We start from the raw sequence: 25,138 nt of genomic DNA on the forward strand, positions 1-25,138 counted from the left end.
TAATTTTAAGATATAAAGATGGATTTAAGTAATTATTTGTTGATGAAGCATGAGCTATCACTGATTGTGGTATTTCTCTTACTTATTTGTTATGATTTGTTTGCTTCAGACAACGCTAAGAAATATTATTTTCCGGTAGCTTGTGGCATATTTCTTATACATACAGTTTTTTGTTTCTTTATCAAAGACGACGGAAGCTCTTTTGCCGGAATGTATGTTACAGGCCCTGCTTATCTTACGATAAAGAATATTCTTAATATAGGCGTCTTCCTTATTTTCTTGCAAGCAAACTCATGGCTTAAAAAGCCTGATTCGATATTGAAACGGGGAGAGTTTTTTATGCTCACAACCCTTACTCTGATTGGGATGTACTTGATGATATCTTCAGGAAACTTCTTGTTATTCTATATCGGGCTCGAAACAGCATCTTTACCTATCGCAGCTTTAGTTGCTTTTAATAAATACAAAAAAGAATCGGCAGAAGCCGGAGCAAAATATATCTTTAATGCTATATTCTCTTCAGCAATCATGACATTCGGATTGTCTTTCCTATACGGAGCTTGCGGAACTCTTTATTATACAGATATAGCTGCAAATATCTATTCTACACCACTTGTGGTTATGGCAATGGTGTTTGTTATGAGTGGATTGTTCTTCAAGATATCTTTGGTTCCTTTCCATCTTTGGGCACCGGACACATATCAGGGAGCACCTACTAATGTGACTTTGTATTTATCTACCATATCGAAAGGAGCGGCTGTATTTGCTCTTATGACTATCTTGTTTAAGGTATTCCCTGCATTGCAAGATGTATGGCAAAATATAATCTGGATTGTAATCCTTGTTACTATTACTGTTGGTAACTTGTTTGCTCTTCGTCAGAAAAATATGAAACGCTTCCTTGCCTTCTCATCTATTTCGCAGGCAGGATATATTATGCTGAGTGTATTTACCGGAACATCGGCAGGTATGGCAGCAACTATATTTTATGTATTTGTTTATATCTTTTCCAATCTTGCAGCCTTTGGCGTTATCTCAGCAGTGGAAGATAAAACAGGTAAAGTGAATATGGACGACTATAACGGATTGTATTATTCAAATCCGAAATTAGCGTTGGCAATGATGATCGCCATGTTCTCTCTTGGAGGAATTCCATTTGCCGCAGGATTTTTCAGTAAGCTGTTTGTCTTTATGGCAGCTATGGAACAAGGACACACTTTGTTGGTTTTCTTAGCGTTCCTCAACACTGTTATATCACTGTTCTATTATCTGTTGGTAGTGAAAGCAATGTTTATAAAAAAGGCAGATTCTCCTATCGAATCGCTAGATACAGATAAGTATATGAAAGCTTCTTTAGTAATATCAATGATCGGTATTTTTGCCGTAGGTGTAGTAAGTTACTTCTATGAGTATATAGCACACGTTAGCTTTGGTATATATTAAAGAATATTAAAGAATAAAAATAATTCGACAGAAGGCCTTATCTTTGGGACTTCTGTCGAATTTTATGTAATAATAAGGAATCAATATATATGAATTTATTCATTTTACTACAAGCAGCAAACCCAGTGATCGAAATGGCAGATCAAGCTGCACAGACTGCACCTGAAGAAACATATTTTAGTCTTGTACTGAAAGGGGGATGGGTACTTTTACCTATATTTCTTCTGTCGTTACTCTCCATTTATGTTATTATAAACAAGTGGCTTGTAATAAGTCGTCTGGGAAAGAAAGACTCTATTTGGCTGTCTCGCGTTATCGAGTTGGTGAATGAAGGGAAAATCGATAAGGCTTTGAAATTTTGTATAGAACGTCCTTATGCTTCGGCGAAAGTTATTGCTGCCGGATTGAAAGAATTTGAATTGAGTGAAAAAGAGATAGAAGAAGCAATGGAGGTTGAAGCACGCCAACAGGTAAATATCCTTGAAAACCAAATGAACTGGCTTGGAATTACCGCTTCTATTGCACCTATGCTTGGATTTTTAGGAACAATATTTGGAGTTATAAAGATATTTTATGATATTGCACGTACAAATGATCTCGCTATCGATACTATTTCTACCGGATTGTATCAGAAAATGATATGTTCGGCAGCCGGTTTGTTAGTAGGTATTGTTGCATATTCAGGTTACTACATACTCAATGGACGTATTGATAAAGTAGTTGTAAACATAGACAAAGACTCGAACGAAGTACTTAAAGCTATACGTGCATCTAAGAAGGGAACAATAGTAGCATAATATTTGTTTTGAGTAAAGACATTGAATTAAAATGAAGATAGAACGAAGAAAAACAAGAACAGCCGAGGTATATACTGCATCATTGAATGATATAATGTTCTTTTTATTATTATTCTTTCTTATTATATCCACGATGGTGACACCAGCTGCCATCAGAGTGCTACTTCCCAATGCCGCAACCTCGGAAAAGGTAGTGACAAAGAAAAATATAAACGTAATCATAACAAAAGATTTACGATATTACATTGATGACAAAGAACTACAAAAAAGTGAATTAGAGTCTGCATTGGGTGCTGTCCTGGCAAAGGAGAAGGCTGATAACCCAAATGTAGAAATGAACGTTTTGCTACAAGCTGATAAGTCGTTGAGCTTACAGGATGTTGTAGATGTTATAGATATAGGAAATAAACTTCAGGTGAAGATGGTTCTTTTCACCCAAAAACCTGAATGATTTATACTCAATAATCTTTATATTATAAAGTTTTAAAAAGAGGTGATATAATTTTTTTATCACTGACAGATGCAACACTTCCACAAAAAATGCATCTTTAAGGTGAGGCTTAGCCAATATGAATGAACTGCAAATGATAGCAGGCTGTAAAGAACAAAAGCGGGACGCACAAAAAATGCTCTACGAAACTTACGCTCGTAAGATGTATAGCATATGTCTCCGTTATAGTTCGGATCAGGATGCTGCGCAGGATCTTTTACAGGATGGCTTCATGAAAGTTTTTTCAAATATCGGTTCATATCAGGAAAGAGGTTCTTTTGAAGGATGGATGAAACGCGTATTTATAAACCTTGCTTTAGAAAACTTAAGAAAGAAAAAGTCAATATTTCATTCTTCTGAGGATATCCAAAATCTCCCGGAGGTCGTTGATGAATCAACAGAAGACGATCAGATGTACAGGATATCAGAAACGGAACTATTGAAAATGGTACAAGAATTACCGAAAGGTTACTCTACTGTTTTTAATTTGTATGCTATAGAAGATTACTCCCATAAAGAAATTGCTGATATGCTTGGTATAAGTGAAGGAACTTCTCGCTCACAGTATGTGAGGGCCAGGCAAATATTGCAGGATAGGGTAAAAAAATATGTAAACGAGAGAGTGTAAAGATGATAGAAGATAAAGACAAAATAAAGGATCTATTCTCCTCAAAGTTGAAAGACTTTGAGCCGGAAGTGCCTGCATCCCTATGGGGTGGGTTAGATCAACTTTTGTCTCAGCAGGCAGCACCTGCTGACCCATCTTCTGCGTCTAGCTCCACCTCTTCTTCTTCGGGTTCTTCTGTTGCAACAGCCTCTAAGGTATCTCTAATAAAGACTGTATTGATAACAATAGGTGTTGCTGCGGCAGTTGTTACCGGTGTATTACTTATTCCGAAAGGTAGTAATTTGGTTGTACCCGAAGAACCAAAAGTAGCTACAATAGAAGAAGCTATTCAGGATACAATCAAGCTTGATGATACAACATTCGTGATTTCTCCACGACCTGCGATAAGACCTATTATAGCAAGAGCCGAGCTGCAGGAGAAGAAAGCGGTTGTTGATGTGCAGGTTTCAACTCCTTCACAAGATCCGGAGAAAGAATCGATTAAACCGGAAAAGAAAGATGAAGTAAAAGAGAAATCCTTACGCAGTAGTGATGATCATAGGGCGGTGCAACTCTTGCCGAAAAAGAAATCGGGTTCAGGTCTTTCTGTAGGGTTGTCTACTAATTCAGCTTTATTTGGGCAAGATATCAGTCAAAGTGGTGGACGTTTATTATTCTCTTATCCTACCAGAGGCAGATCTTTCAATGATGCCCTTGCTAAAGAAAATAAAGAATTTAAGTTGCAACATAGCTTGCCGATTTCATTCGGATTGAAGGTTTCTAAAAGCATTACTCCTAATTTATCTTTAGAAACAGGTATTGTTTACACTTATCTTTCTTCTAAGATAACGTCAAATAGTGCCTTTAATATTCGAGAAAATCAATACTTCCATTATTTGGGGGTACCATTAACGTTGAATTATAAATTCTATGAATTGGGTAAGGCTAAGTTTTATTTCTCTGCCGGAGGAATGGTGCAAAAAGATATTAAGGGACAATATGAAAGTAAGATAGCGTATACAGAATCTACCCTTATTGTTATGGGGCTCCCTCGAGATCTCTATTATTCAGAGCCATACTATATGAAAGAATCAATAAAACAGGCTAATCCTCAATTTTCTGCAAATGTAGGGATAGGAGGTGCATATCCTATTTATAAAAAATTGTATCTTTACGGAACGATTGGAGGTGCTTATTATTTTGATGCCGGAAATAAGTACTCCACAATATACTCAGATCGAAAAATTCAATTGGATTTTAATCTGGGTATTAAGTTCGATTTTTAATATTTACGAATAATTAATTTAAAACATGAAAACATCAATACTAAAATTGATCTGTGGGGTATTTGCTGTAGGGCTTTTATTTTCTTCTTGCCTTGGAGACAGCGATAATAAGATAAATATTAACAATGACTATGTTTTTGTAACCACCAAGAACAGCATGAAAGTAGCCGCTGTAGCAAGTTACAGAACATGGATCGTTACAGATCAGGTAAACGCCTCGAATACTATAGAAGGACAGTACTACACTATGGGTTATTCTATAAATACTTCTCAATCATTGGGTAATGGGGTTTATCAAGGAACCGATTATGGCCAACCCTTGGTTAGAATAGAACAAACCAGTGTAGCCGTTAAAGCTCCGGATAGAGTAGATGACTTTAACCCAACGACATTCACATCTCCATTTCCTTATCCGATAAAAGATTTTTTTGGAGACGGATGGGTTTTTGGAGCTCAGGCACAATTGAAAGAAGGAACTGTTGCAGATATGTATTTTTATTATGACCCTTCTAATCAAAAAGAAGAAGTCAATGGTGTAGTTCAAGAAATAGGGAATAATAAGATAATTATCGATGTTAGATTTGGAAAAAGACTTGAAGGTAATGGAGCTCTAGGTAGTAGAGCTGTATTATATGTAGCGAAAATGACGCAATTAAGATCGTATTTCCAATATCAGAGTGGAAAATTCAGCTTCAATAATGAAAAAAGCGTTGCTATCCCTATAAAATTCCGTTATAACAAGACCGTTACAGAAAATGGTCAGGATGTTGTAAAAGAAACATTAGATGGGAATTGGAACACCGACTCATCGGCCAAATATCTCCTATACTTTGAGTCAGCATCTTGATAAATAGTATATGATGAAATATATGAGAAGGCACAACAATCAAAAGTTGTGCTTTTTTGTTATAAATAAGTTTTATATTAATATTAAAAAAGACGATAAGGAATGATTGAAGTTGTAGAGGAGTATTTACCTCAGATTATAGCGTCAGTTTTTATTATATTACTAACGCCACTATCTAAATATGTATCAAGAAAGATAATAATAAAATATGGGCAACTAACCTTAAAGGCTGAAGCCCGAATATTTCAAATAATACAGGTAATCAATATACTGATTAATTTTGTTTGTGTTGTTGCGCTTGCAATTATATGGGGAGTACAACCTCAGAATATGTTGGTTGCAGTTTCTTCTATATTTGCTGTTATTGGGGTTGCTTTGTTTGCGCAATGGTCTATCCTTAGCAATATTACGGCCGGTATTATAATTTTCTTTTCGATGCCGTTCAGAATAGGGGACAAAATACATATTCTTGATAAGGATACGCCGATAGAGGCTACAATAGAAAATGTGCTTACTTTTCATACATACCTCAGAACAATGGATGGAGAACAGATTATAATACCTAATTCTTTATTTCTTCAAAAAATAGTATCGGTTGGCAAACCGAAAGAAGAATAATGAAATAACAACAAGCGATTTTTTTTCTATATTTGTGTATCTATAGTTAAAAAATATTTCAAGATATGTCGATAAATAAAGTAATACTGGTAGGAAATGTAGGGAAAGACCCCGATGTAAAATATTTTGATAACGGAAGCGTTGTTGCTAACTTTACGTTGGCTACTACCGAAAGAGGCTACACAGCTGCAAACGGAACTCAAATACCTGACCGTACAGAGTGGCATAATATTGTCTGCTGGCGTGGCTTGGCTAAAGTCGCAGAGCAATTTGTGAGAAAAGGGACTCAGGTATATGTTGAAGGGAAAATTCGTTCGCGTACTTACGATGATGCCAATGGAGTGAAGCGTTACGTTAATGAGATATATGCAGACAATCTTGAACTATTGGGAAGTCGTAAACGTGAAGGCGGAGACTCTCCTGCCGGCTATGGTTCACCTACGGGGTATGGTTCGGATAACACACCGACAGAGAATACAGCATATCAAGCCCCTCCGATGATGGGAGAGGAGGATGACCTGCCATTCTGATTTAGATTAGATACTGAAAGTTATGTATAACGCTTCCTTAGAGGAAGAGTATGGAATAAAATATAAAACTGAACAGATTAAGTAAAATAGTAACCACTGTTTGATTAATCTGTTCTTTGTATTGTTACGATGAAAATATTAAGTATTCTTTTTTTTGTTTTTACATTTACTTTAAGTTCCTGTAGCGAATATACCCCTAAGCCTATTGGATATGCTCGTATAGAAAAGGTGGCGGCTGACACTGTTAGGTTACAAGCTTCCGGCTTCTCTTTTCTATACTCCTCTCTCGCAAAAATAGAATACTTGAATCCCGAAGTAAAAAATGAGGTTTGGTTCAATATTTATTATCCGACATACAAAGCAAAAATTTATTGTACCTATATTCCAACCAATAATAAAGAATTACCTAAGATGCTTGACGATAGTCATCAATTGGCATATAGCCATGCGGTGAGGGCGGAGAGCATATCACAAACTCAATTTTCTGATTCGCTAAAACATTTATCAGGCTTGATATATGATATAAAAGGCTCTGTTGCATCTCCTGTCCAATTTTACGTGACCAATAATTCTTCAAAATTTATGAGAGGTGCGCTATATTTTAACGATGCTGTAAAATCAGACTCAATCGTTCCTGTCGTTGCTTTTTTGCGTGACGATATTGTTCGCATCATGGAGTCGCTGCAATGGTAGTACGGTAATGGGGATTAGAAATAAAAACCGGAAAGTTTCTTCTGTTTATATCTTGCTTTTTGCGATAGGGATTAGCCTTTTTACTTACCTTGACTTTGCCGACTTGGGTATACCTTATGATGATGCATACTCCGTTTTTATGGTGAAATCGTCATACTCCGATATCGTAAAAATTACCGCAAAAGATGTTCATCCACCTCTCTATTACTGGGGACTCAAAGCATTCAGTGCGATCTTCGGAGACACAATCTTTTCATTAAGGCTCTTTTCCGTGTTGGGCATATTTGCTACATTCTTGCTGGGGTACTTTCCTATAAGAAAGCAGTTTGGAGACAGAGTAGCACTTATGTTTATCTCCCTTCTCATCATGTTCCCCGTTACGCAATACTTGGCAACAGATATCCGGATGTACTCATGGACTATGTTTTTTGTATTGGCTTGTGCTATTTGTGGCTATAAAGTATACTTGAAGGGGCATTTCCGCAATTGGGGGCTGTTTCTGATAACCGGACTTTGTGCTGCTTATTTGCATAACTATGGACTGCTGAGTGTTGTTGGCATTTATATTTTTCTGCTTGTATTTTTAGTACAGAAAAAGAAGGAATGGAGACGCTTGGTATACTGCGGAATAGTATTCTCCGCTTTATATATTCCTTGGCTTTTACAACTGATATGGCAGTTTTCGGATGTAGCTAATGAGTATTGGATAAAACCGCTGACATTAAACGATCTGTTCTTGCACATCTATTATTTTTATTCTCCTAAAGAAGTTTGGAGGCCATTTACCGATTTTACTAAAATACAGATGATGATAGGGCTCATTATTGTGATGGGTATTCAACTGCTAATAACACTTAAGGTGTTACGCTCAGGGATTAAAAACAGAGATGAAAAGACTTATCTGGCGATCATTTATTTTTTGATATTTCTTTTTCCTATTTTGATAGCGGCTCTGATTTCAATATTATATGTGCCAATATTGGCGAGCCGTTATATGACATGCTCTTTCGGGCTTTTTGTTTTAAACTTGGCCTTTGTTTTTGACAAGGCATGCGAGTATCCGATTTATAGGCGGTTGACGAATGTGTTTTTTGTGTTATTGATTTTTGTAGGAGGCGTTCGGGTATATTCAGGAGTGAAATATTACAATGAAACAGAATCCTTATATCATAAGATTCGTCTATTTACTACCAATGATGCAGAAAAGCAAATTCTTGTCGCATCCGATTCATCTTACTCCGTAATGCCACGGTTACAATTGATTGTTCCCGATCATTATTTCTGTATCTTAAAAACAGCAGTTGATAATGATTTCAGCCCTTTTGTTTTTCAAAAAATAGATTCTATACCTCTTTGCGATTTTATATTGGTGCACCATGAGCCTAAAAAAATTAGTGCAGACTTTAGGAAATATCAACATCAGTTATCAGAACGTTATATTTTTTCAGATAGCATAAAGGCTCTTGATTCTTATCTTTATAAGCTAAAATTGAGATAGATTAATAGTCATCATAGTATGTCGTTTTCTCCGGTTCGCCATACATGACACCAACCACTACTAGTCCGGCTCCGCCTATAATTCCCAATGTTGCATACAAGGCATCATTATTGGCTGGTTTTTCTACATAGAATAGATCTCCACGGTCTAGTAATTGATTAAACATTTCAGATGGTTTTGCTTCTGTTCTTATCAGGCTCGACAAATAGAAGTCTTGCTCAAAAACCATCGGTTTATCGGGTTGCGAATAAATGGTCAAATAACTTTTAAAAGCTAATGGAGTATTGGTTTGGTCAAAGTCTTTCCTTCTAATTTTTAAAGCGACGTCTCCTTGCCCTCCCATTGTTGCATTCTTATAGCTTTTCTTATTTATATGATCAAATTTGGGGCTTAAGATCAAAGGTATTTCACTTACCATAGTTTGTGGAGGAACAAAACTTACACTCTTAGGGAGCGATGCAGCTCCACTAAAGCTGCCCCATGAGGATGAGTTGCTGTTGATAGTACTATCCCAATCTCCTGAGTAATTAATTTCTTCTCCCGAATATGTTGTCGCTACATTATCTATGATAAGGGCAGATTTGCCCCAGTCTACATATAGTGGTTTGTCAGATTTATTGAATACCGTGATTTGTATCGGACCATCCTGTCCCTTAAAACAATAAGCAATCCACAGACTATCCGTTTCTAAAAGAAAATCTCCATTATCTACTTTTTCGACATACTCGTTAGGCGTATTTAGGGTAGAGTAGAAAAATGTAGAACTACATGATGAGAAGATTAAAATAATAGATAATGTAAAAAACAAATATTTCATCTAAGTCTATTTTTTGTATTCATTATTGGTATCAAAAGGCTATTAGAGAATGGCTGCTCTCTTTGAGATAAAGGTACAAAAGATATTAATACAAGCAATATGTTTGAAAAAATATTAGCAGTTACTTTTTCTTTCTTTTTATAAAAAAGAGGTTGCAGCTATTTACTGCAACCCCATACTAATATATTATATATATGTGTAAGGAAGAATTATTCAGGTCTGTCGGCCATGGCGGTTAATTTACCCTTTGTTTTCAGATTTTCCATCAGTACTTTATCGCCATCTTCAATATCTACAATTGTGTATTTCCCAACTCCGCATATTTGCATTTCATCGAGAGCGTCTACCAGATTTTTATAATTGGATTTTTCTGTTGGCTTTATCAAAACAATAAGCCCGTCCTTTGATTTTTTTACATTGCTAGACATCTCTTTAAATTCCTTTTCAGTGATTTGCTTTTTATAACGTTTTTGTCTCAACTCTTTTATCTTAGACATGTTTGCGTTGTTTCGGGTTAGCAACATATTGCGTAAACCAAGAGTGTTTGTTTCTTTCAATGATGTATAATCTTCATAATTTGCTAAGCCTTCATAATAGTAAACCTTATCATTTTCACCCAAAATCACTGTTACAGATTTTGAGTCGGGCACAGCTTGCTCTCCCTTATCTGTTGGCATAGCTACATCCATTATTTGAGGAATGCTTAATGTTGTGCAAAACATGAAGAATGTAATCAGTAAAAGATTCATGTCTACCATCGGAGTAAAGTCTACTCTTAATATCTTGCGTTCAGGTCTGCCTTTTTTAGTTTCGCTCTTACCTGTAGTATCTATGTTAGCCATAATATTTATTCTTTAGGAGGTTAAACATCTATTTTTACTTAATAGAGATAACAGATGTTGAATTTCCATAAATTACTATGACTTTTTTTTTAGATAAATTATCTTTGTGCCTCATCCAATCTTTTAGATCCAAATGAAGCAAAGAATAATCCTCTATTTGACTGTATTTTTCTATTTCGTTCTTTTATTCCTTATCGGCAAAATTCTGTTTGCTTTTATCCATGCCTCTTTGGGAGGAGGCGTTTCGGCAAAAGATATGCTTGATATACTGTATAATGGTTTGCCTCTCGATTTGTCGATGAGTGGATATCTCACAGTGCTTCCCGCTCTTGTACTCATCGCGTCTATTTGGATCAAACCTCAAATTATAGCGCGAACATACAATATTTACTTTGGGATTATATTATTGTTGATAGCAATAATTACGGTTGTAGACTTGGTTGTATATCCATATTGGGGATTTCACTTCGACTCTACAGTTTTTCTTTATCTAAAAAAGCCAAAAGAAACTTTTGCAAGTGCCTCTATTCTCGACTTCGTATTTGGTATACTGGGTATGGCTATATATTTTGTAGTATCTTACCTAGTATATATGTATATTATAAGAAAGCAAGTACTTAATTTTACGGTTCCAAAGAGTATCGTTAAATCTTGTATTGTGCTGGTCGTTATGCTGGCGGCACTCTTTCTTCCTATCAGAGGTGGGGTTACTGTATCTACTATGAATATAGGTCAGGTGTACTATAGCGACAATATGTTCTTTAATCATGCGGCTATCAATCCCGAATTCAATCTGATGTCGTCGTTCTTTAAGTCTGATAATTTTGCTTCGCAATATCAATTTTATGATAAAAAAGAGGCTGAAAAGATGTTTGCTCAACTAAACTTTCAGCCTAAAAGTGATAGTGTTCCTAATTTATTGAAAACAGATAGACCTAATATTATATTGTTTATTCTCGAGAGTTTTTCTGCTAATGTCGCTTTAGACTCTGTGGTGGCTCCCAATATGAGTCGCTATGCGAAGGAAGGCGTGTTTTTCAAAAACTTTTATGCAAACAGCTTCCGTACCGACCGGGGACTTGTTTCTATTCTGAGCGGTTATCCTGCACACCCTACTGTGGCTATAATGAAATATCCGCAAAAGACAGGAACGTTAGCTACTATTCCCAAAGCATTGAAAGATGCGGGCTATAATAATCTCTCTTTTTATTATGGTGGTGATGCTGATTTCGCCAATATGCGTTCTTATTTTGTGGGTGCATGTGGGATAAAAGATATTGTCTCTGATAAAAAATTCCCTTTGAGCGAGCGTCTTACAAAATGGGGTGTTCCTGATAAGTTTTTGATTAACAGACTGCACGAAGATCTACTCTCTAAAGAGCAAAGTGAACCTTACGTCAAAGTTGTGCTTACTCTTAGTAGCCATGAGCCATTCGATGTGCCCCGAGCTGGATTCAAAGAACCGTTTCTTGATGCAGTACATTATACCGATGAATGTCTGGGCAATTTCGTAGAACAATTGAAAAAAACAAAACAGTGGGATAACACCTTGATTCTCTTCGTCGCCGATCATGCAATGCAGTCGTATCCCAAAGGTTTGAGCAATAGTGATCCGGAGCGTTTTCGTATTCCTCTTATATGGATAGGAGGCGCTATAAAACAGCCGGTAACAGTTTCATCTTATGCTTCGCAAAATGACATAGCTGCAACTTTGCTGTCTCAGCTAAACTTAAAGCATGATGACTTTAAGTTCAGTAAAAATATCCTAAGCCCCGAAGGTAATAAATTTGCATTCTATTCTTATGTAAATGGCTTTAGCATGACAGACTCTACGGGAATGATAACTTACGATAATGATAAGCAAAGCATTATTCATCATAAAGGCGTTGTGACTGATTTGGAGAAAAAAGCCAAATCATTTTTTCAGATGATGTATCTTGATTTGGGTAATAGATAAGAGTTCTTGTTTTTTAGTTTGTTTATACTGAAATATTTAAACAATATTTTATATCCAAGCGTTATTTATTATAAAATAAAATGGAGGGCTTTAACATGAGAACAATACTTGTACTGACCGCTATCGTTATTCTAGGATTTAGTTGTAAAGCGGGAGGCAGCCTGACAAAGCAGGAGGTTATTACTAAGCTGACAGAAAAAATAGAATCAGCAAATTATACTTTTGTCCCTCAAACGGCTTTGCCGATGAGTGGGAAATCAATAAGTCTGGATTATTCTTATTCACTCAAAGTATCAAAGGATACTATAAATTCTTATTTGCCATATTTCGGTAGAGCATATACTGCTCCCATTTCTCCAACAGATGGAGGAATAAAATTTACAAGTAAAGATTTTGACTATTCTGTTACAAAGAATAAAAAAGGGATGTGGGATGTTTCTATAACCACAAAAGATACTCCACGCAAATACTCTCTCAGCCTTTCTATCGGAGACACCGGATATGCTACCTTAGTAGTGAATGAAAATAATAGACAACCAATCTCTTTTTACGGAAAGATAGAATAATTAATAATATTTCGCTTTGATCAGCCGTTTTTTTAGCATAAAAGTAATATATTTGGAAAATTATTAGTTATTTCGCACCCTTAATAAGGGGTGCCAAATATTTATTAGTCTATTTTTATGCAAATATCCTTCACTGCAAAGCAGATTGCTACAGTCTTAAATGGAACTATTGAAGGGGATTCTTCAGTTGAAGTGAATAATTTTTCACGTATAGAAGACGGTAAACCCGGGACATTGACATTTTTAGCAAATCCCAAATATACCCATTACATATATACAACAGACGCCAGTATCGTATTGGTGAATAATGATTTTGTAGCAGAACGTCCTATAAAGGCAACGCTGGTGCGTTGTTTCAATGCCTATGCAGCTCTTGCCATATTATTGGATATGGTAGAGAAAATGAAACCTCAGAAGAAAGGAATAGAAGCAATGTCTTTTGTTGCAGATACTGCTAAGCTGGGTGAAAATGTATATGTGGGAGCATTCTCATATATTGCAGAAGGTGCAGTAGTGGGCAATAATTCGAAGATATATCCACAATCTTATATTGGAGACAATGTTACAATCGGGGATAATACAATCATCTATCCCGGAGTGAAAATATATCAAGGATGTATTATCGGTAATAATTGTATCATACACAGTGGTGCGGTTATCGGAAGCGATGGCTTTGGTTTTGCACCCGAAGGTGAGATATATAAAAAGATTCCTCAGATGGGTATTGTACGCATTGAGGATGATGTGGAAATAGGAGCAAATACAACAATCGATCGCGCCGTGATGGATGCGACTGTTATACATAAAGGGGTTAAGTTAGATAACTTGATTCAGATTGCACATAATGTTGAAGTCGGAGAAAATACAGTAATGGCGGCTCAGGTCGGCATATCCGGCTCTACTAAAGTCGGCAAACACTGTATGTTTGGCGGACAGGTCGGATTGGGCGGACATATTACCATTGGTGATAATGCGAATATAGGTGCTCAGTCTGGTATAATAAGCAATATTGAACCCGACGCAAAAATACTTGGGTCCCCGGCAGTACCAGTGAAAGATTTCTTCAGATCAAGTATCATATTTCCTAAATTGCCTGAAATGTACAGGCAGTTAGCACAGTTGCAAAAGGAAATTGATGCATTGAAAGCAAATAAACATGAATAATATATTTTAAAAAAATGAGCAAACAGCACACTCTGAAAGGCAGTTTTACATTGCAAGGAAAAGGGCTGCATACAGGATTACCTATAACCATAACATTTAATCCTGCCCCGGACAATCACGGATATAAAATAAAAAGAGTAGACCTGGAAGGTCAGCCTATAATTGATGCCGTTGCCGAAAATGTAGGAAATACGCAGCGTGGTACTGTTCTTATAAAGGATAATGTGCAGGTGAGTACTATAGAGCATGCTATGGCTGCTTTGTATGCTCTTAAGATAGATAACTGTCTTATTGAAGTGAATGCTCCTGAGTTTCCGATATTGGATGGGAGTTCGATACAATATGTACAGGGAATATTTGCAGTAGGAACCGAAGAGCAAACAGAGGAAAGAGACTATTTTGTTGTTCGCAGCAAGATGGAAGTCGTGGACGAGGAAACCGGCTCTAAACTAACTCTATTGCCTGATGATCGTTTTTGCATCAATTCGTTTATTGAATTCGAATCCAAATATATTCCGAATCAATCGGCTACTCTCGAAAATCTTGCTGATTTTCCTAAAGAAATAGCCAATGCAAGAACTTTTGTTTTTGTCCGTGAAATACAAAAGTTGCTTGAAGCCGGATTGATAAAAGGTGGAGACCTCGATAATGCAATCGTTATCTATGAGCGTCAGATATCTCAGCAAGACCTTGACAGTTTAGCTGATTTGCTTGGTGTACCATATAAAGATGCTACAGAGCTTGGATATCTGAATAACAAGCAAATAATGTACCCGAATGAGCCCGCTCGCCACAAACTATTGGATATAATAGGAGATATGGCATTGATAGGGAAACCTATCAGAGGTAGAATTATTGCCACTCGTCCGGGACATAAGATCAATAATAAGCTGGCACGTTTAGTTCGCAAACAGATTAAGCTGAATGAAGTTCAGCCGCCTGTATATGAGCCTAATAAACCGGCAGTGTTTGATATAAACAGAATTAAGGAGCTATTGCCTCACAGGTATCCGTTTTTGATGGTGGATAAAGTAATTGAGGTCGGGCAAAAACATATTGTAGGTATAAAAAATATCACAACAAACGAACCTTACTTTCAAGGCCACTTCCCTCAAGAACCGGTTATGCCGGGAGTATTGCAGGTAGAAGCAATGGCACAGGTGGGAGGATTGTTGGTTCTTTCTCAGATTGATGAGCCGGAAAGATATTCTACCTACTTCCTTAAAATAGATAATGTGAAATTCAGAACCAAAGTAGTGCCGGGAGATACGCTGATTTTCAGACTGAATATGATGTCTGAGATTCGTCGTGGAATTGCCAACATGAAAGGGTTTACTTTTATTGGTGACAGGCTGGTTTCTGAAGCTGAGTTTACCGCGCAAATTGTAAAAAATAAATAATTAAAGTATTATGTCAAACATATCGAATCAGGCTTATGTGCACCCGGAAGCTAAATTGGGTGAAAATGTAACAATTGAACCTTTTGCCTTTATTGACAAAAATACAGAAGTTGGCGATGGTACTATCGTAATGTCGGGTGCTAATGTAAGAAATGGAGCCCGAGTAGGAAGTAATTGCCGCATATTTCCCGGAGCTGTAGTAGGTGGAATACCTCAGGATTTGAAATTCAGAGGAGAGGAAAGCCTTGCAATAGTAGGAAATAATACTACAATAAGAGAGTGTGTTACCATAAACAGAGGTACAGCTTCGAAAGGATATACTAAAGTAGGTAATAACTGCTTGTTGATGGCATATAGCCATGTTGCACATGACTGTGTGCTGAATGATAACATTATACTTGGTAATGCTACTCAGTTGGCAGGAGAAGTAGAGGTAGAGCACCATGCAATATTGAGTGGCGGAACACTTGTACATCAATTTACTCGTATCGGGGCACATGCAATGATACAGGGTGGAACCCGTCTAGGAAAAGATATTCCTCCGTATATTATTGCAGGACGCGAGCCGGTTTGCTTTTCCGGAGTAAATCTTGTCGGATTGCGCAGACATGCTTATAGCAATGAAAAGATAAATGAAATACAAGAAATATACCGTGTAATCTATCAGTCGGGATTCAATTTTTCTGACGCAATCAATAAGATTGAGAGTGAATTTGAAGAAACTCCTGAGATGAGACTGATTGTTGATTTTGTTAAAGGTTCGCCACGAGGCATTGTCAGAGGTTATTTGGGGTAAGTATTGTAAAAAGAATAAATTGTGATCCATTTAGATGTTCTAAATGGATTATTTTTTTATAAAAATATTGTACCTTTGCACCCTCAATTTATATATATGCAAAATATTAGAAATATTGCGATTATCGCACACGTCGATCATGGTAAGACTACTCTTGTTGATAAGATGCTTCTTGCCGGACAATTGTTCAGAGACAATCAATCTACAGGCGAATTAATACTTGACAATAATGATTTGGAGCGTGAGCGAGGGATTACAATCCTTTCCAAAAATGTTTCGATTAATTATAAAGGAACTAAAATCAATATAATAGATACACCCGGACACGCCGACTTTGGTGGCGAGGTTGAACGTGTATTGAATATGGCTGATGGTTGTTTGCTGTTGGTCGATGCATTTGAAGGCCCGATGCCTCAAACCCGTTTTGTGTTGCAGAAAGCTATACAGATGGGATTGAAGCCAATTGTGGTTATTAATAAAGTGGATAAACCCAACTGTCGTCCTGATGAAGTGCACGAGATGGTTTTCGACTTGATGTTCAGCCTCGACGCATCCGAGGAACAGTTGGATTTCCCTACCATCTATGGATCTGCGAAACAAGCGTGGATGTCGGATGATTGGAGCAAACCAACAGAAGATATAACTCCATTGCTGGACGCTATTGTAAAATATATTCCGGCTCCCGAATATTTGGAAGGAACACCGCAAATGTTGATTACATCATTAGACTATTCTAAATATGTAGGACGTATTGCTATCGGGCGTGTACATCGTGGAGAACTCAGAGAGAATATGGATGTCTCTTTGTGCAAGCGTGATGGAAGTTTTGTAAAAACGAGAATAAAAGAAATAAATATATTCGAAGGACTGGGACGTATAAAAGTACCGAAAGTTCAGTGTGGGGACATTTGTGCCCTGATAGGAATCGAAGGTTTTGAAATTGGCGACTCGATTGCCGACCTGGAAAATCCGGAAGCGTTACCGACAATCGATATCGATGAACCTACTATGTCGATGTTGTTTACCATCAATGATTCTCCTTTCTTTGGAAAAGATGGTAAATTTGTGACATCAAGGCATATTCACGACCGCTTGATGAGAGAGCTCGACCGCAACTTGGCACTACGTGTTGAAACAACGGACAACTCCGATTCGTGGATTGTTTATGGACGTGGTATTCTGCACTTGTCAATCCTTATCGAGACTATGCGTCGCGAAGGGTATGAGCTGCAAGTCGGTCAGCCAAAGGTTATCATAAAAGACATTGACGGACAAAAATATGAACCGGTAGAGCAATTGACTATCAATTTGCCGGAAGAATATTCAAGTAAAATTATAGACCTTGTGACACGTCGTCGTGGAGAATTGACGATGATGGGTAACAAGAAAGATCGTATCTATCTCGAATTCAATATTCCTTCACGTGGTATTATCGGGTTAAACAATGCTGCACTTACGCTCTCGGCGGGAGAAGCTGTTGTTGCACACCGATTCTTAGAATTCCAACCATGGAAGGGAGATATCGAAAAACGCATGAATGGATCTATTATCGCTAGCGAATCCGGTAATGCGTATGCATATGCTATTGATAAATTGCAAGATAGAGGTAAGTTCTTCCTTGAGCCGCAGACAGATATCTATATGGGGCAAATTGTAGGAGAACATAGCAAAGAAGGAGATTTGGTTGTAAATCTTACAAAATCGAAGAAGTTGACCAATGTGCGTGCTTCGGGGACAGATGATAAGGTGAAGCTTGCTCCTCCTGTTATTTTCAGTCTCGAAGATGCCTTGGAATATATAAAAGGGGATGAGTACGTAGAGGTAACGCCGCATGCGATACGTTTACGTAAAATCTATCTGGACGAAAATGATCGTAAGCGAATGGCAAAAAAGTGATAAAATGTTCATAATAGATTGGGGGTTATCAGATTATTCTGATAGCCCCTTTTCGTTTTTTATACTAGAATTATCTTATAAAGAAGGGTTCTTGTTGTAAGCTGGAGGGTGAAAAGTGACAGTGAAAAAGTGCGTAAAAGGTGTCACTTTTGTCACCTTTTCACTAAAAAAGGGGTTTTACAGCTTGTTATCATAGAAGCTTTATAGCATTAAAACTTATAAAAAGTGAAGACACCTTATTATTGACAACTTCTGAATCTTATGATTAAACAATTTTTCATACCTTTGCTTCCTTAAAAATAGAGATATCCACATGGCCGATACCAAACAGCAATTTGAACATGTAATAGCAATATGCCGTACTCTTTTTGCCAAAAAGTTGAAAGATTATGGTGCTTCATGGCGCATACTCCGCCCACAATCGGTTACTGACCAGATACTGATAAAAGCAAAACGTATAAGAAGTATCGAAGAAAAGGGCGTGAGCCTTATTGATGAGGGTATTGTTCCCGAGTTTATCGGAATCGTGAATTATGGTATCATTGGTTTGATGCAATTGGAATTGGGTTTTTCGGATAGTATAGATATTACCGAAGAGCAGGCTCTCGCATTGTATGATAAACATATGACCGAAACCAAAGAATTGATGTATGCCAAAAATCATGATTATGATGAGGCATGGCGCTCTATGCGGATTAGTTCATATACAGACCTTATTCTTACAAAGATATATCGGACAAAGCAGATAGAAGAAAACAAAGGTAAGACTATTGTTTCGGAAGGAGTAGATGCCAACTATATGGATATGGTAAACTATTCTCTCTTTGGTTTGATAAAGTTAGAATTTCCTGAAGAGGGATAATTAAATAAATGGGCAAAAAGAAGGATGTAATTATAAAGATTTTAGTAGAAATATCCAGAATTATACTGGGTGTGACCTTTATTTTCTCCGGCTTTGTAAAAGCTATCGACCCTTTTGGTACGGCTTATAAAATCGAAGATTACTTTGCTGCATTCAATCTTACTTCGCTTTCTTTCTTGTCTATGACAGGTTCTGTTCTGCAAAGTGTTGTGGAATTTGCAATGGGGGCATGTATGCTTTTCGGCTTGTACCGTAAGTGGAACTCACGACTGATGTTGCTGGTTATGGTCTTTATGACGGGGCTTACTCTTTATCTGGCTATAACAGATCCGGTAGAAGATTGCGGATGCTTTGGCGATGCATTGATAATTACAAATTGGCAGACATTCTATAAAAATATAGTACTGCTTATATGCTCTGTTATAGTATTCTTATATTGTGAGCGTATCAGTAATTGGTATACAGGTAAAACATACTGGCTGGCATTCTTGTATATCTTTATTTTTATTGGTCTTTTCACATTCCGTAATTATTTATACGATCCTTTGTTCGATTTCCGACCTTATAAAATAGGAGCAAATCTTCCTAAATTGATGAGTGTAGAGAGTGGAAAAGGTAGAGAAGAGAAGACTGTGCTCGTTTATGCGAAGGACGGAGTAGAAAAAAAATTTACTGAAGATAATTATCCTTGGGAAGATAGTACATGGGTTTTTGTGCGAATGGATAATCATGTTATACAAGAAGGAGAAAAGCCTGTTATTAATGATTTTTCTATAAGTAAACTCGTATTTAACTCAGATAGAACAGAGGTTGAAACACAATTAGATATTACGCAAGAAGTGTTGTCGGATTCAAACTATGTATTTTTAATGATAACCCCTTTGCTAATAAACATGAGTGATTCTTATCTCAGCCGATTCGAGGATATTGAGAACTATGCAAAAGATCATAATTATCATTTCTTTTGTGTGACGGCATCGCCTACAGATGAGATAATGAAATGGTCGAAAGAGAATACGATAAATTTTGATTTCTGTACAGCTGACGGACGTATGCTAAAAACTGTAATTCGTTCCAATCCCGGGCTTATTCTGTTAAAAGAAGGTATTGTAGTCAACAAATGGGCGGATATAGATGTTCCTGCAGAAGAGTATCTTACAAAACCTTTAACTGATTTGCCTTATGGACAGATGATAGATACGGAGGCCGAAGACAAAAAGAACTTGATCGCTGTGTGTGTTGCATTCTTTTTACCATTGTTGTTTCTGAAAGGATTGGATTTCCTGTTTTTCAGAAAGATGAAGAAAGAAGCCATTACAGAAGAAGAAAATGAAGAAGAAATTAAAGAATAATATATTAATCAATAAAAACAAATATTAAAATCATGAGAAAGAATATTGTTGCAGGAAACTGGAAAATGAACAAGAATCTACAAGAAGGTGTTGCATTTGCTAAAGAATTAGAAGCTGCATTAGCCGGGAAAACATTAAAATGTGAAGTAATTGTAGGTACTCCATTCATTCATTTGGCAAGCGTAGCTTCATCTACTAAATTGGGTGTTGCTGCTCAAAACTGTGCTGATAAAGTTTCAGGCGCATATACAGGCGAAGTATCAGCTGCAATGGTAGCTTCTACAGGCGCAAAATATGTAATCCTCGGCCACTCTGAGCGTCGTACATACTACGGAGAAACAGATGCTATCTTGAAAGAAAAAGTGCTATTGGCTTTAGCTAACGGATTAAGCCCAATTTTCTGCATCGGTGAAACAAAAGAAGAAAGAGAAACAAATGTACATTTCGATGTTGTAAAAAGACAAACAGTAGATGCATTGTTTAATCTTTCTGCCGAAGACTTCTCTAAAATAGTTATTGCTTACGAACCGGTTTGGGCTATTGGTACAGGTCTTACTGCTACATCTGCTCAGGCTCAGGAAATGCACGCTTTCATCCGTCAGACAATCGCTGACAAATATGGTAAAGAAGTTGCAGATAACACTTCAATCCTATATGGTGGTAGCGCAAACGGAGGAAATGCAAAAGAACTTTTCTCATGTCCTGATATCGACGGCGGACTTATAGGTGGAGCTTCTCTCGATGTTGAGAAATTTATTCCTGTAATTGAAGGATTCTAAGAAGATCGACTAAAGTTTATATATAATGTTGCGGATGAACCCTGACCGAATATCCGCAACATTTTTAAATAACACACATATGAAAAAAAGTTTTTATATTTTCTTTTTATTAGGATTGTTTTCGGCTTCTGCGATTGCACAAAACAGTCAGAAAACAATCATTGATGAACTGAACTCATCTAAATGGGGGCAAGGGGATGTAAAAGTGATGCAAGATGATGTGTTACAGGGTAAAATAGCGGTTCGGAGTACCGAGCCTATAGACTCTCTCGGTGAACCTGAGCCGTCTACATCTTCGAATGCGAATGTAGCTCCCGGAACCAGAGTAAGAGAGTACAAGATTCAAGTTTTTATGGGAAATAATCAGCAGCAATCCAAAAGAGAAGCTGAATCGAAGCAGGCACAGATAAGGAATGCTTATCCCGAGCTGAGAACTTCCGTTTCATTTCAGTCTCCATTTTGGCGTCTACGGGTAGGAAACTTCCGTACAAAAGAAGAAGCTGAGCAAATGATGCACGATATGCGCAAAACATTCCCTTCATTCGGACGAGAGATGACCGTCGTGTCGGAGGTCGTTAAACGATAATATATAATCTTCATAATGCAAGAAGAAAACAAAATGAACCTCCTGGAGGAGCACTATAAGAATATAATTTCTTTGTTAGGTGAAGATCCGGAGCGCGAAGGCCTGTTAATGACACCTCACAGAGTTGCCAAGGCTATGCGATTTTTGACAAAGGGCTACAGTGAAAGCCCCGAAGCTATTTTAAATAAGGCTTTGTTTAAAGAAGATTACCGTCAAATGGTAATTGTAAAAGATATAGATTTTTATTCCTTGTGCGAGCATCACATGCTCCCATTTTGGGGTAAAGCTCATGTAGCATATATTCCCAACGGATATATAACGGGACTGAGTAAGATTGCCCGTGTAGTCGATGTGTTTGCACGTCGTTTGCAGGTGCAAGAGCGTATGACCTTACAGATAAAGGAATGTATACAGCAAACTCTTAATCCTTTGGGGGTAATGGTCGTGATAGAAGCTCAGCATATGTGTATGCAGATGCGAGGGGTGGAGAAACAGAATTCGACGACTACCACCTCCGATTTTACAGGAGTATTTAATCAGGCTAAAACTCGGGAAGAATTTATTAATCTTATAAGATAGAGATGTTATAACAATATAAAAAATAACGAGATTTTTTCTGCACAGAAGATAATCTCGTTTTTTCGTTTCGGACTATGTATTTATATAATATTCATACACATAAAGTAGATAACACTTCATGCGAAGGGTATGAGGTGAAGTCTATTCTGAATACCTATCCGGAAGATTTTTATGAGAAAAGAAATCAGCATCCTGATTGTTGGTTTTCTTGTGGGGTGCATCCTTGGAATGCCGAAGATTCTGATTCGCAACTCCGCATTTTAGAAGAAATTATTGTCGAGCCCAATGTCGTAGCCATCGGTGAAGCGGGCCTAGACAAACTAAGGGGAGCCGAAATGTCTGTGCAGACAGATGTGTTTCGCAAACAGATCGAATTGGCTATGGATGTAAATAAACCTCTTATTATACATTGCGTAAAAGCCTGGGACGAGCTAATCCGGTTGTATAAGGAATACGAAGGAAGTAACATCCCTTGGATTATTCATGGTTATAGAGGTAATCCCCAACAAACACAGCAATTGAGTCGAGTTGGCTTTAAATTTTCGATAGGGGAAAAGTTTAATGCAGATTCACTTAAAGAAATTCCGTTGACCGATATTTTTTGCGAAACAGATGGATCTGATTTGACTATTTGTAAGGCATATGAAAATATTTCAAGTGAAATAGATGTAGATAAAAATCATTTTGCTATTTTAGTGGCCGATAATGTAGGTCGAGTATTTAAATAATTGACAAAAGTATATTAGGTTATTAATTCTTTTCAGGTAAACTATGATTGATGTTAATGCTCACATATTACTAATTTATACAGGAGGTACAATCGGGATGGTCGAAAATCCTGCTACGGGTTCTTTAGAGCCCTTCGACTTTGCTCATCTGAACAATCATATACCTGAACTTCAGCGTTTCAAGTTTCATGTAGATCATATTGTTTTCGATCCTGTTATAGATTCTTCGGAGATTACACCCGAGCATTGGAAAAAGATGGTGCATATCATCGAGGATAATTATGACAATTACGATGGATTTGTTGTGCTGCATGGTACCGATACGATGGCATATACGGCCTCGGCTCTCAGCTTTATGCTCGAAAACTTGCATAAGCCTGTAGTCCTTACCGGAGCTCAGCTGCCTATCGGTAAATTAAGAACAGATGCAAAGGAGAATTTGATTACCGCCCTGGAGATCGCTGCCGATAAGAATCAGTTAGGCTACCCAATTGTTCCCGAAGTATGTGTTTTCTTTCAGAACGATTTGCTTCGAGGGAATAGGAGCACCAAAGTGAATGCAGACAATTTTAATGCATTCAAGTCATATAATTATCCTAATTTAGGAAAATCTGGTATTCAGATAAGGTACGAGAGAAAGGCTATTCATACACCCGACTATGAGAAGAAAACGATCTTCCATTATCGATTAGATAATAGGATCGCTTCATTAAAGTTGTTCCCGGGAATTGACAAGCAAACCGTAGAGGCAATCTTGACATTGAAGAATATAAGAGCTGTGATTCTTGAAACCTACGGTTCGGGAAATGCTCCTCTCTCACCTTGGTTTCTTGATCTTATCCGCGAAACGGTGAAGCGAGGAGTTATTATAGTCAATATATCCCAATGTGAAATCGGACTTGTAAATATGCAGCGTTACGAGACGGGGCGTGAGCTTTTGCGTGCAGGTGTTATCAGTGGATTTGACGCTACATTCGAAGCCGCTTTAGCTAAGCTGATGTTTCTTATCGGGCATAAGTACGATAAAGAAGATATAAAGATACGAATGCGTGTGCCTCTAATAGGAGAAATTACAAGACCCGAAGACAGAGACAATGAAACGATATGAAAATTTACAGGTATTAGCTGAGAAAGCGAAACCTCTGTTTCTTCAATATTATAAAAAAAATAAAAAGCGTCTTGGCAAAATGGATACCATTGTGCAGCAATTGCACGATGAGGTCTCCGAGAAGATTGACTGCCTGACATGTGCCAATTGTTGCCGGAGTTTAGGGCCGGCTATCTACGATAAGGATATTGAGCGGATGGCAAAAGCGCTTCGCATAAAACCATCGGAAGTTGTTTCTTCCTATTTGCGGATAGATGAAGATGGCGATTATGTATTCAAATCTATGCCTTGTCCTTTTCTTATGAACGATAATTATTGTTCGATATACGAATCTCGACCGAAAGCTTGCCGGGAATATCCTCATACGGATCGGAAAAACTTTGAGCAGATTTATAAATTAACTGTAAAAAATGCGAGTACTTGTCCAATTGCATACGAGGTTCTTTGTAAATTAATGGACAAGTGATGTGCTTTTCTAAATTTAATCAATCGCTCCTTTTCTGCGTCCCTCCTTCATTTCCCCCTCAAATTTCAAAAAAATGTTTGAAAAAAAATATGTTTAACAACAGTTTGCAAATAAGGGTTATAGGTATTATTTTTGTAGTTCTGCCGAAAAATATTTTAAAATTAATTGGTAAAAGATTTGGAGTGTAATGAAAAGGTTATTACTTTTGCACCCGCTTTACCGATAGAGCCGGCGGGTTTTCGAGAGCGAGTTTTGGCAACAGACAAGATTTAGAGCTAGGAACTCGGACGGTGAAAAAGGGAAAAGCGAACAGATAACGATCTTTGAAATTTTGACAACATATGAGTGTAGTACAATAGCACTTCGGTGCTAGAAAATATTATACCGTCAATTTACTTAATAAGTGAATCGATAAGGACAGGATCACAAAA

26 protein-coding genes are annotated in these 25,138 nt (G+C 37.3%); 24 read left to right on the plus strand and 2 right to left on the minus strand.

Annotated features, from left to right (window positions below; all coding sequences use genetic code 11):
• Positions 1-18: 18 nt before the first annotated feature.
• The 10 genes from QOX35_RS03120 to QOX35_RS03165 all read left to right on the plus strand — a co-directional run bounded on the left by QOX35_RS03120 (position 19) and on the right by QOX35_RS03165 (position 8,809).
• Positions 19-1,443: an NADH-quinone oxidoreductase subunit N gene (locus QOX35_RS03120; protein ID WP_135106847.1), complete on the plus strand. Its 1,425-nt coding sequence runs from the start codon at positions 19-21 to the stop codon at positions 1,441-1,443.
• Between the two features lie 89 nt (positions 1,444-1,532).
• Positions 1,533-2,240, plus strand: coding sequence for a MotA/TolQ/ExbB proton channel family protein (locus tag QOX35_RS03125; protein WP_135106848.1), 708 nt, complete (start codon positions 1,533-1,535; stop codon positions 2,238-2,240).
• A gap of 31 nt (positions 2,241-2,271) precedes the next feature.
• Positions 2,272-2,691, plus strand: coding sequence for an ExbD/TolR family protein (locus QOX35_RS03130; RefSeq protein WP_135106850.1), 420 nt, complete (start codon positions 2,272-2,274; stop codon positions 2,689-2,691).
• Between the two features lie 118 nt (positions 2,692-2,809).
• A complete protein-coding gene (locus QOX35_RS03135) occupies positions 2,810-3,358 on the plus strand; it encodes an RNA polymerase sigma factor (RefSeq protein ID WP_006841397.1) in 549 nt (182 codons plus the stop codon).
• Between the two features lie 2 nt (positions 3,359-3,360).
• Positions 3,361-4,623 carry a porin family protein gene (locus QOX35_RS03140; protein ID WP_283685748.1) on the plus strand — a complete coding sequence of 421 codons (1,263 nt, stop codon included), beginning with the start codon at positions 3,361-3,363 and terminating at the stop codon, positions 4,621-4,623.
• Positions 4,624-4,648: 25 nt separating this feature from the next.
• Entirely contained in the window at positions 4,649-5,470 is an 822-nt protein-coding gene (locus QOX35_RS03145; RefSeq protein WP_283685749.1) for a hypothetical protein, read from the plus strand.
• Positions 5,471-5,572: 102 nt separating this feature from the next.
• Complete coding sequence (locus QOX35_RS03150; protein WP_135106856.1) at positions 5,573-6,088, plus strand: mechanosensitive ion channel family protein; 516 nt, start codon at positions 5,573-5,575, stop codon at positions 6,086-6,088.
• A 65-nt stretch (positions 6,089-6,153) separates the two neighbouring features.
• Positions 6,154-6,618, plus strand: a complete 465-nt coding sequence (locus tag QOX35_RS03155; RefSeq protein ID WP_283685750.1) for a single-stranded DNA-binding protein — start codon at positions 6,154-6,156, stop codon at positions 6,616-6,618.
• Between the two features lie 129 nt (positions 6,619-6,747).
• A complete protein-coding gene (gene gldD, locus QOX35_RS03160) occupies positions 6,748-7,311 on the plus strand; it encodes a gliding motility lipoprotein GldD (protein ID WP_283685751.1) in 564 nt (187 codons plus the stop codon).
• 7 nt (positions 7,312-7,318) lie between these two features.
• The gene (locus QOX35_RS03165; RefSeq protein WP_283685752.1) at positions 7,319-8,809 is read left to right on the plus strand and encodes a glycosyltransferase family 39 protein; all 1,491 of its coding nucleotides are present in this window, start codon (positions 7,319-7,321) and stop codon (positions 8,807-8,809) included.
• Between the two features lies 1 nt (position 8,810).
• On the opposite strand, the gene QOX35_RS03170 is transcribed toward QOX35_RS03165, so the two are convergent.
• Both QOX35_RS03170 and QOX35_RS03175 read right to left on the minus strand, forming a co-directional pair.
• Positions 8,811-9,626, minus strand: coding sequence for a hypothetical protein (locus QOX35_RS03170; RefSeq protein WP_283685753.1), 816 nt, complete (start codon positions 9,624-9,626; stop codon positions 8,811-8,813).
• 209 nt (positions 9,627-9,835) lie between these two features.
• The gene (locus QOX35_RS03175) at positions 9,836-10,468 is read right to left on the minus strand and encodes an ExbD/TolR family protein (RefSeq protein WP_283685754.1); all 633 of its coding nucleotides are present in this window, start codon (positions 10,466-10,468) and stop codon (positions 9,836-9,838) included.
• A gap of 133 nt (positions 10,469-10,601) precedes the next feature.
• On the opposite strand from QOX35_RS03175, the gene QOX35_RS03180 reads away from it, so the two are divergent.
• The 14 genes from QOX35_RS03180 (at position 10,602) to QOX35_RS03245 (ending at position 24,707) form a co-directional block, all read left to right on the plus strand.
• Positions 10,602-12,425, plus strand: coding sequence for an LTA synthase family protein (locus QOX35_RS03180; RefSeq protein ID WP_283685755.1), 1,824 nt, complete (start codon positions 10,602-10,604; stop codon positions 12,423-12,425).
• Between the two features lie 95 nt (positions 12,426-12,520).
• Positions 12,521-12,991 carry a DUF4251 domain-containing protein gene (locus tag QOX35_RS03185; RefSeq protein WP_283685756.1) on the plus strand — a complete coding sequence of 157 codons (471 nt, stop codon included), beginning with the start codon at positions 12,521-12,523 and terminating at the stop codon, positions 12,989-12,991.
• A 123-nt stretch (positions 12,992-13,114) separates the two neighbouring features.
• Positions 13,115-14,155, plus strand: a complete 1,041-nt coding sequence (lpxD, locus tag QOX35_RS03190; protein WP_185146751.1) for a UDP-3-O-(3-hydroxymyristoyl)glucosamine N-acyltransferase — start codon at positions 13,115-13,117, stop codon at positions 14,153-14,155.
• Between the two features lie 14 nt (positions 14,156-14,169).
• On the plus strand, positions 14,170-15,555 hold the full coding sequence (locus QOX35_RS03195; RefSeq protein ID WP_135106873.1) for a bifunctional UDP-3-O-[3-hydroxymyristoyl] N-acetylglucosamine deacetylase/3-hydroxyacyl-ACP dehydratase: 1,386 nt from the start codon (positions 14,170-14,172) through the stop codon (positions 15,553-15,555).
• A gap of 10 nt (positions 15,556-15,565) precedes the next feature.
• The gene (lpxA, locus tag QOX35_RS03200; protein WP_283685757.1) at positions 15,566-16,351 is read left to right on the plus strand and encodes an acyl-ACP--UDP-N-acetylglucosamine O-acyltransferase; all 786 of its coding nucleotides are present in this window, start codon (positions 15,566-15,568) and stop codon (positions 16,349-16,351) included.
• Positions 16,352-16,447: 96 nt separating this feature from the next.
• Positions 16,448-18,247 (plus strand): translational GTPase TypA, encoded by a 1,800-nt coding sequence (gene typA, locus QOX35_RS03205; RefSeq protein WP_283685758.1) that lies wholly within the window; start codon positions 16,448-16,450, stop codon positions 18,245-18,247.
• 313 nt (positions 18,248-18,560) lie between these two features.
• Entirely contained in the window at positions 18,561-19,109 is a 549-nt protein-coding gene (locus tag QOX35_RS03210; protein WP_135106877.1) for a DUF1599 domain-containing protein, read from the plus strand.
• A gap of 8 nt (positions 19,110-19,117) precedes the next feature.
• On the plus strand, positions 19,118-20,461 hold the full coding sequence (locus QOX35_RS03215; protein WP_283685759.1) for a BT_3928 family protein: 1,344 nt from the start codon (positions 19,118-19,120) through the stop codon (positions 20,459-20,461).
• Positions 20,462-20,493: 32 nt separating this feature from the next.
• Entirely contained in the window at positions 20,494-21,240 is a 747-nt protein-coding gene (tpiA, locus tag QOX35_RS03220; protein WP_283685760.1) for a triose-phosphate isomerase, read from the plus strand.
• 79 nt (positions 21,241-21,319) lie between these two features.
• A complete protein-coding gene (locus QOX35_RS03225; RefSeq protein ID WP_135106883.1) occupies positions 21,320-21,826 on the plus strand; it encodes an SPOR domain-containing protein in 507 nt (168 codons plus the stop codon).
• A 15-nt stretch (positions 21,827-21,841) separates the two neighbouring features.
• Positions 21,842-22,405: a GTP cyclohydrolase I FolE gene (gene folE / locus QOX35_RS03230; RefSeq protein WP_135106884.1), complete on the plus strand. Its 564-nt coding sequence runs from the start codon at positions 21,842-21,844 to the stop codon at positions 22,403-22,405.
• Between the two features lie 74 nt (positions 22,406-22,479).
• Positions 22,480-23,133, plus strand: coding sequence for a TatD family hydrolase (locus QOX35_RS03235; protein ID WP_283685761.1), 654 nt, complete (start codon positions 22,480-22,482; stop codon positions 23,131-23,133).
• 43 nt (positions 23,134-23,176) lie between these two features.
• Positions 23,177-24,241 carry an asparaginase gene (locus tag QOX35_RS03240; protein WP_135106888.1) on the plus strand — a complete coding sequence of 355 codons (1,065 nt, stop codon included), beginning with the start codon at positions 23,177-23,179 and terminating at the stop codon, positions 24,239-24,241.
• Positions 24,228-24,707, plus strand: a complete 480-nt coding sequence (locus tag QOX35_RS03245; protein ID WP_283685762.1) for a YkgJ family cysteine cluster protein — start codon at positions 24,228-24,230, stop codon at positions 24,705-24,707. Before QOX35_RS03240 ends, QOX35_RS03245 begins: the two co-directional genes overlap by 14 nt.
• The last annotated feature ends 431 nt before the right edge of the window (positions 24,708-25,138 follow it).

The sequence above is a fragment of the Dysgonomonas sp. Marseille-Q5470 genome (assembly GCF_951230145.1).
In the GTDB taxonomy this organism is placed as follows: domain Bacteria; phylum Bacteroidota; class Bacteroidia; order Bacteroidales; family Dysgonomonadaceae; genus Dysgonomonas.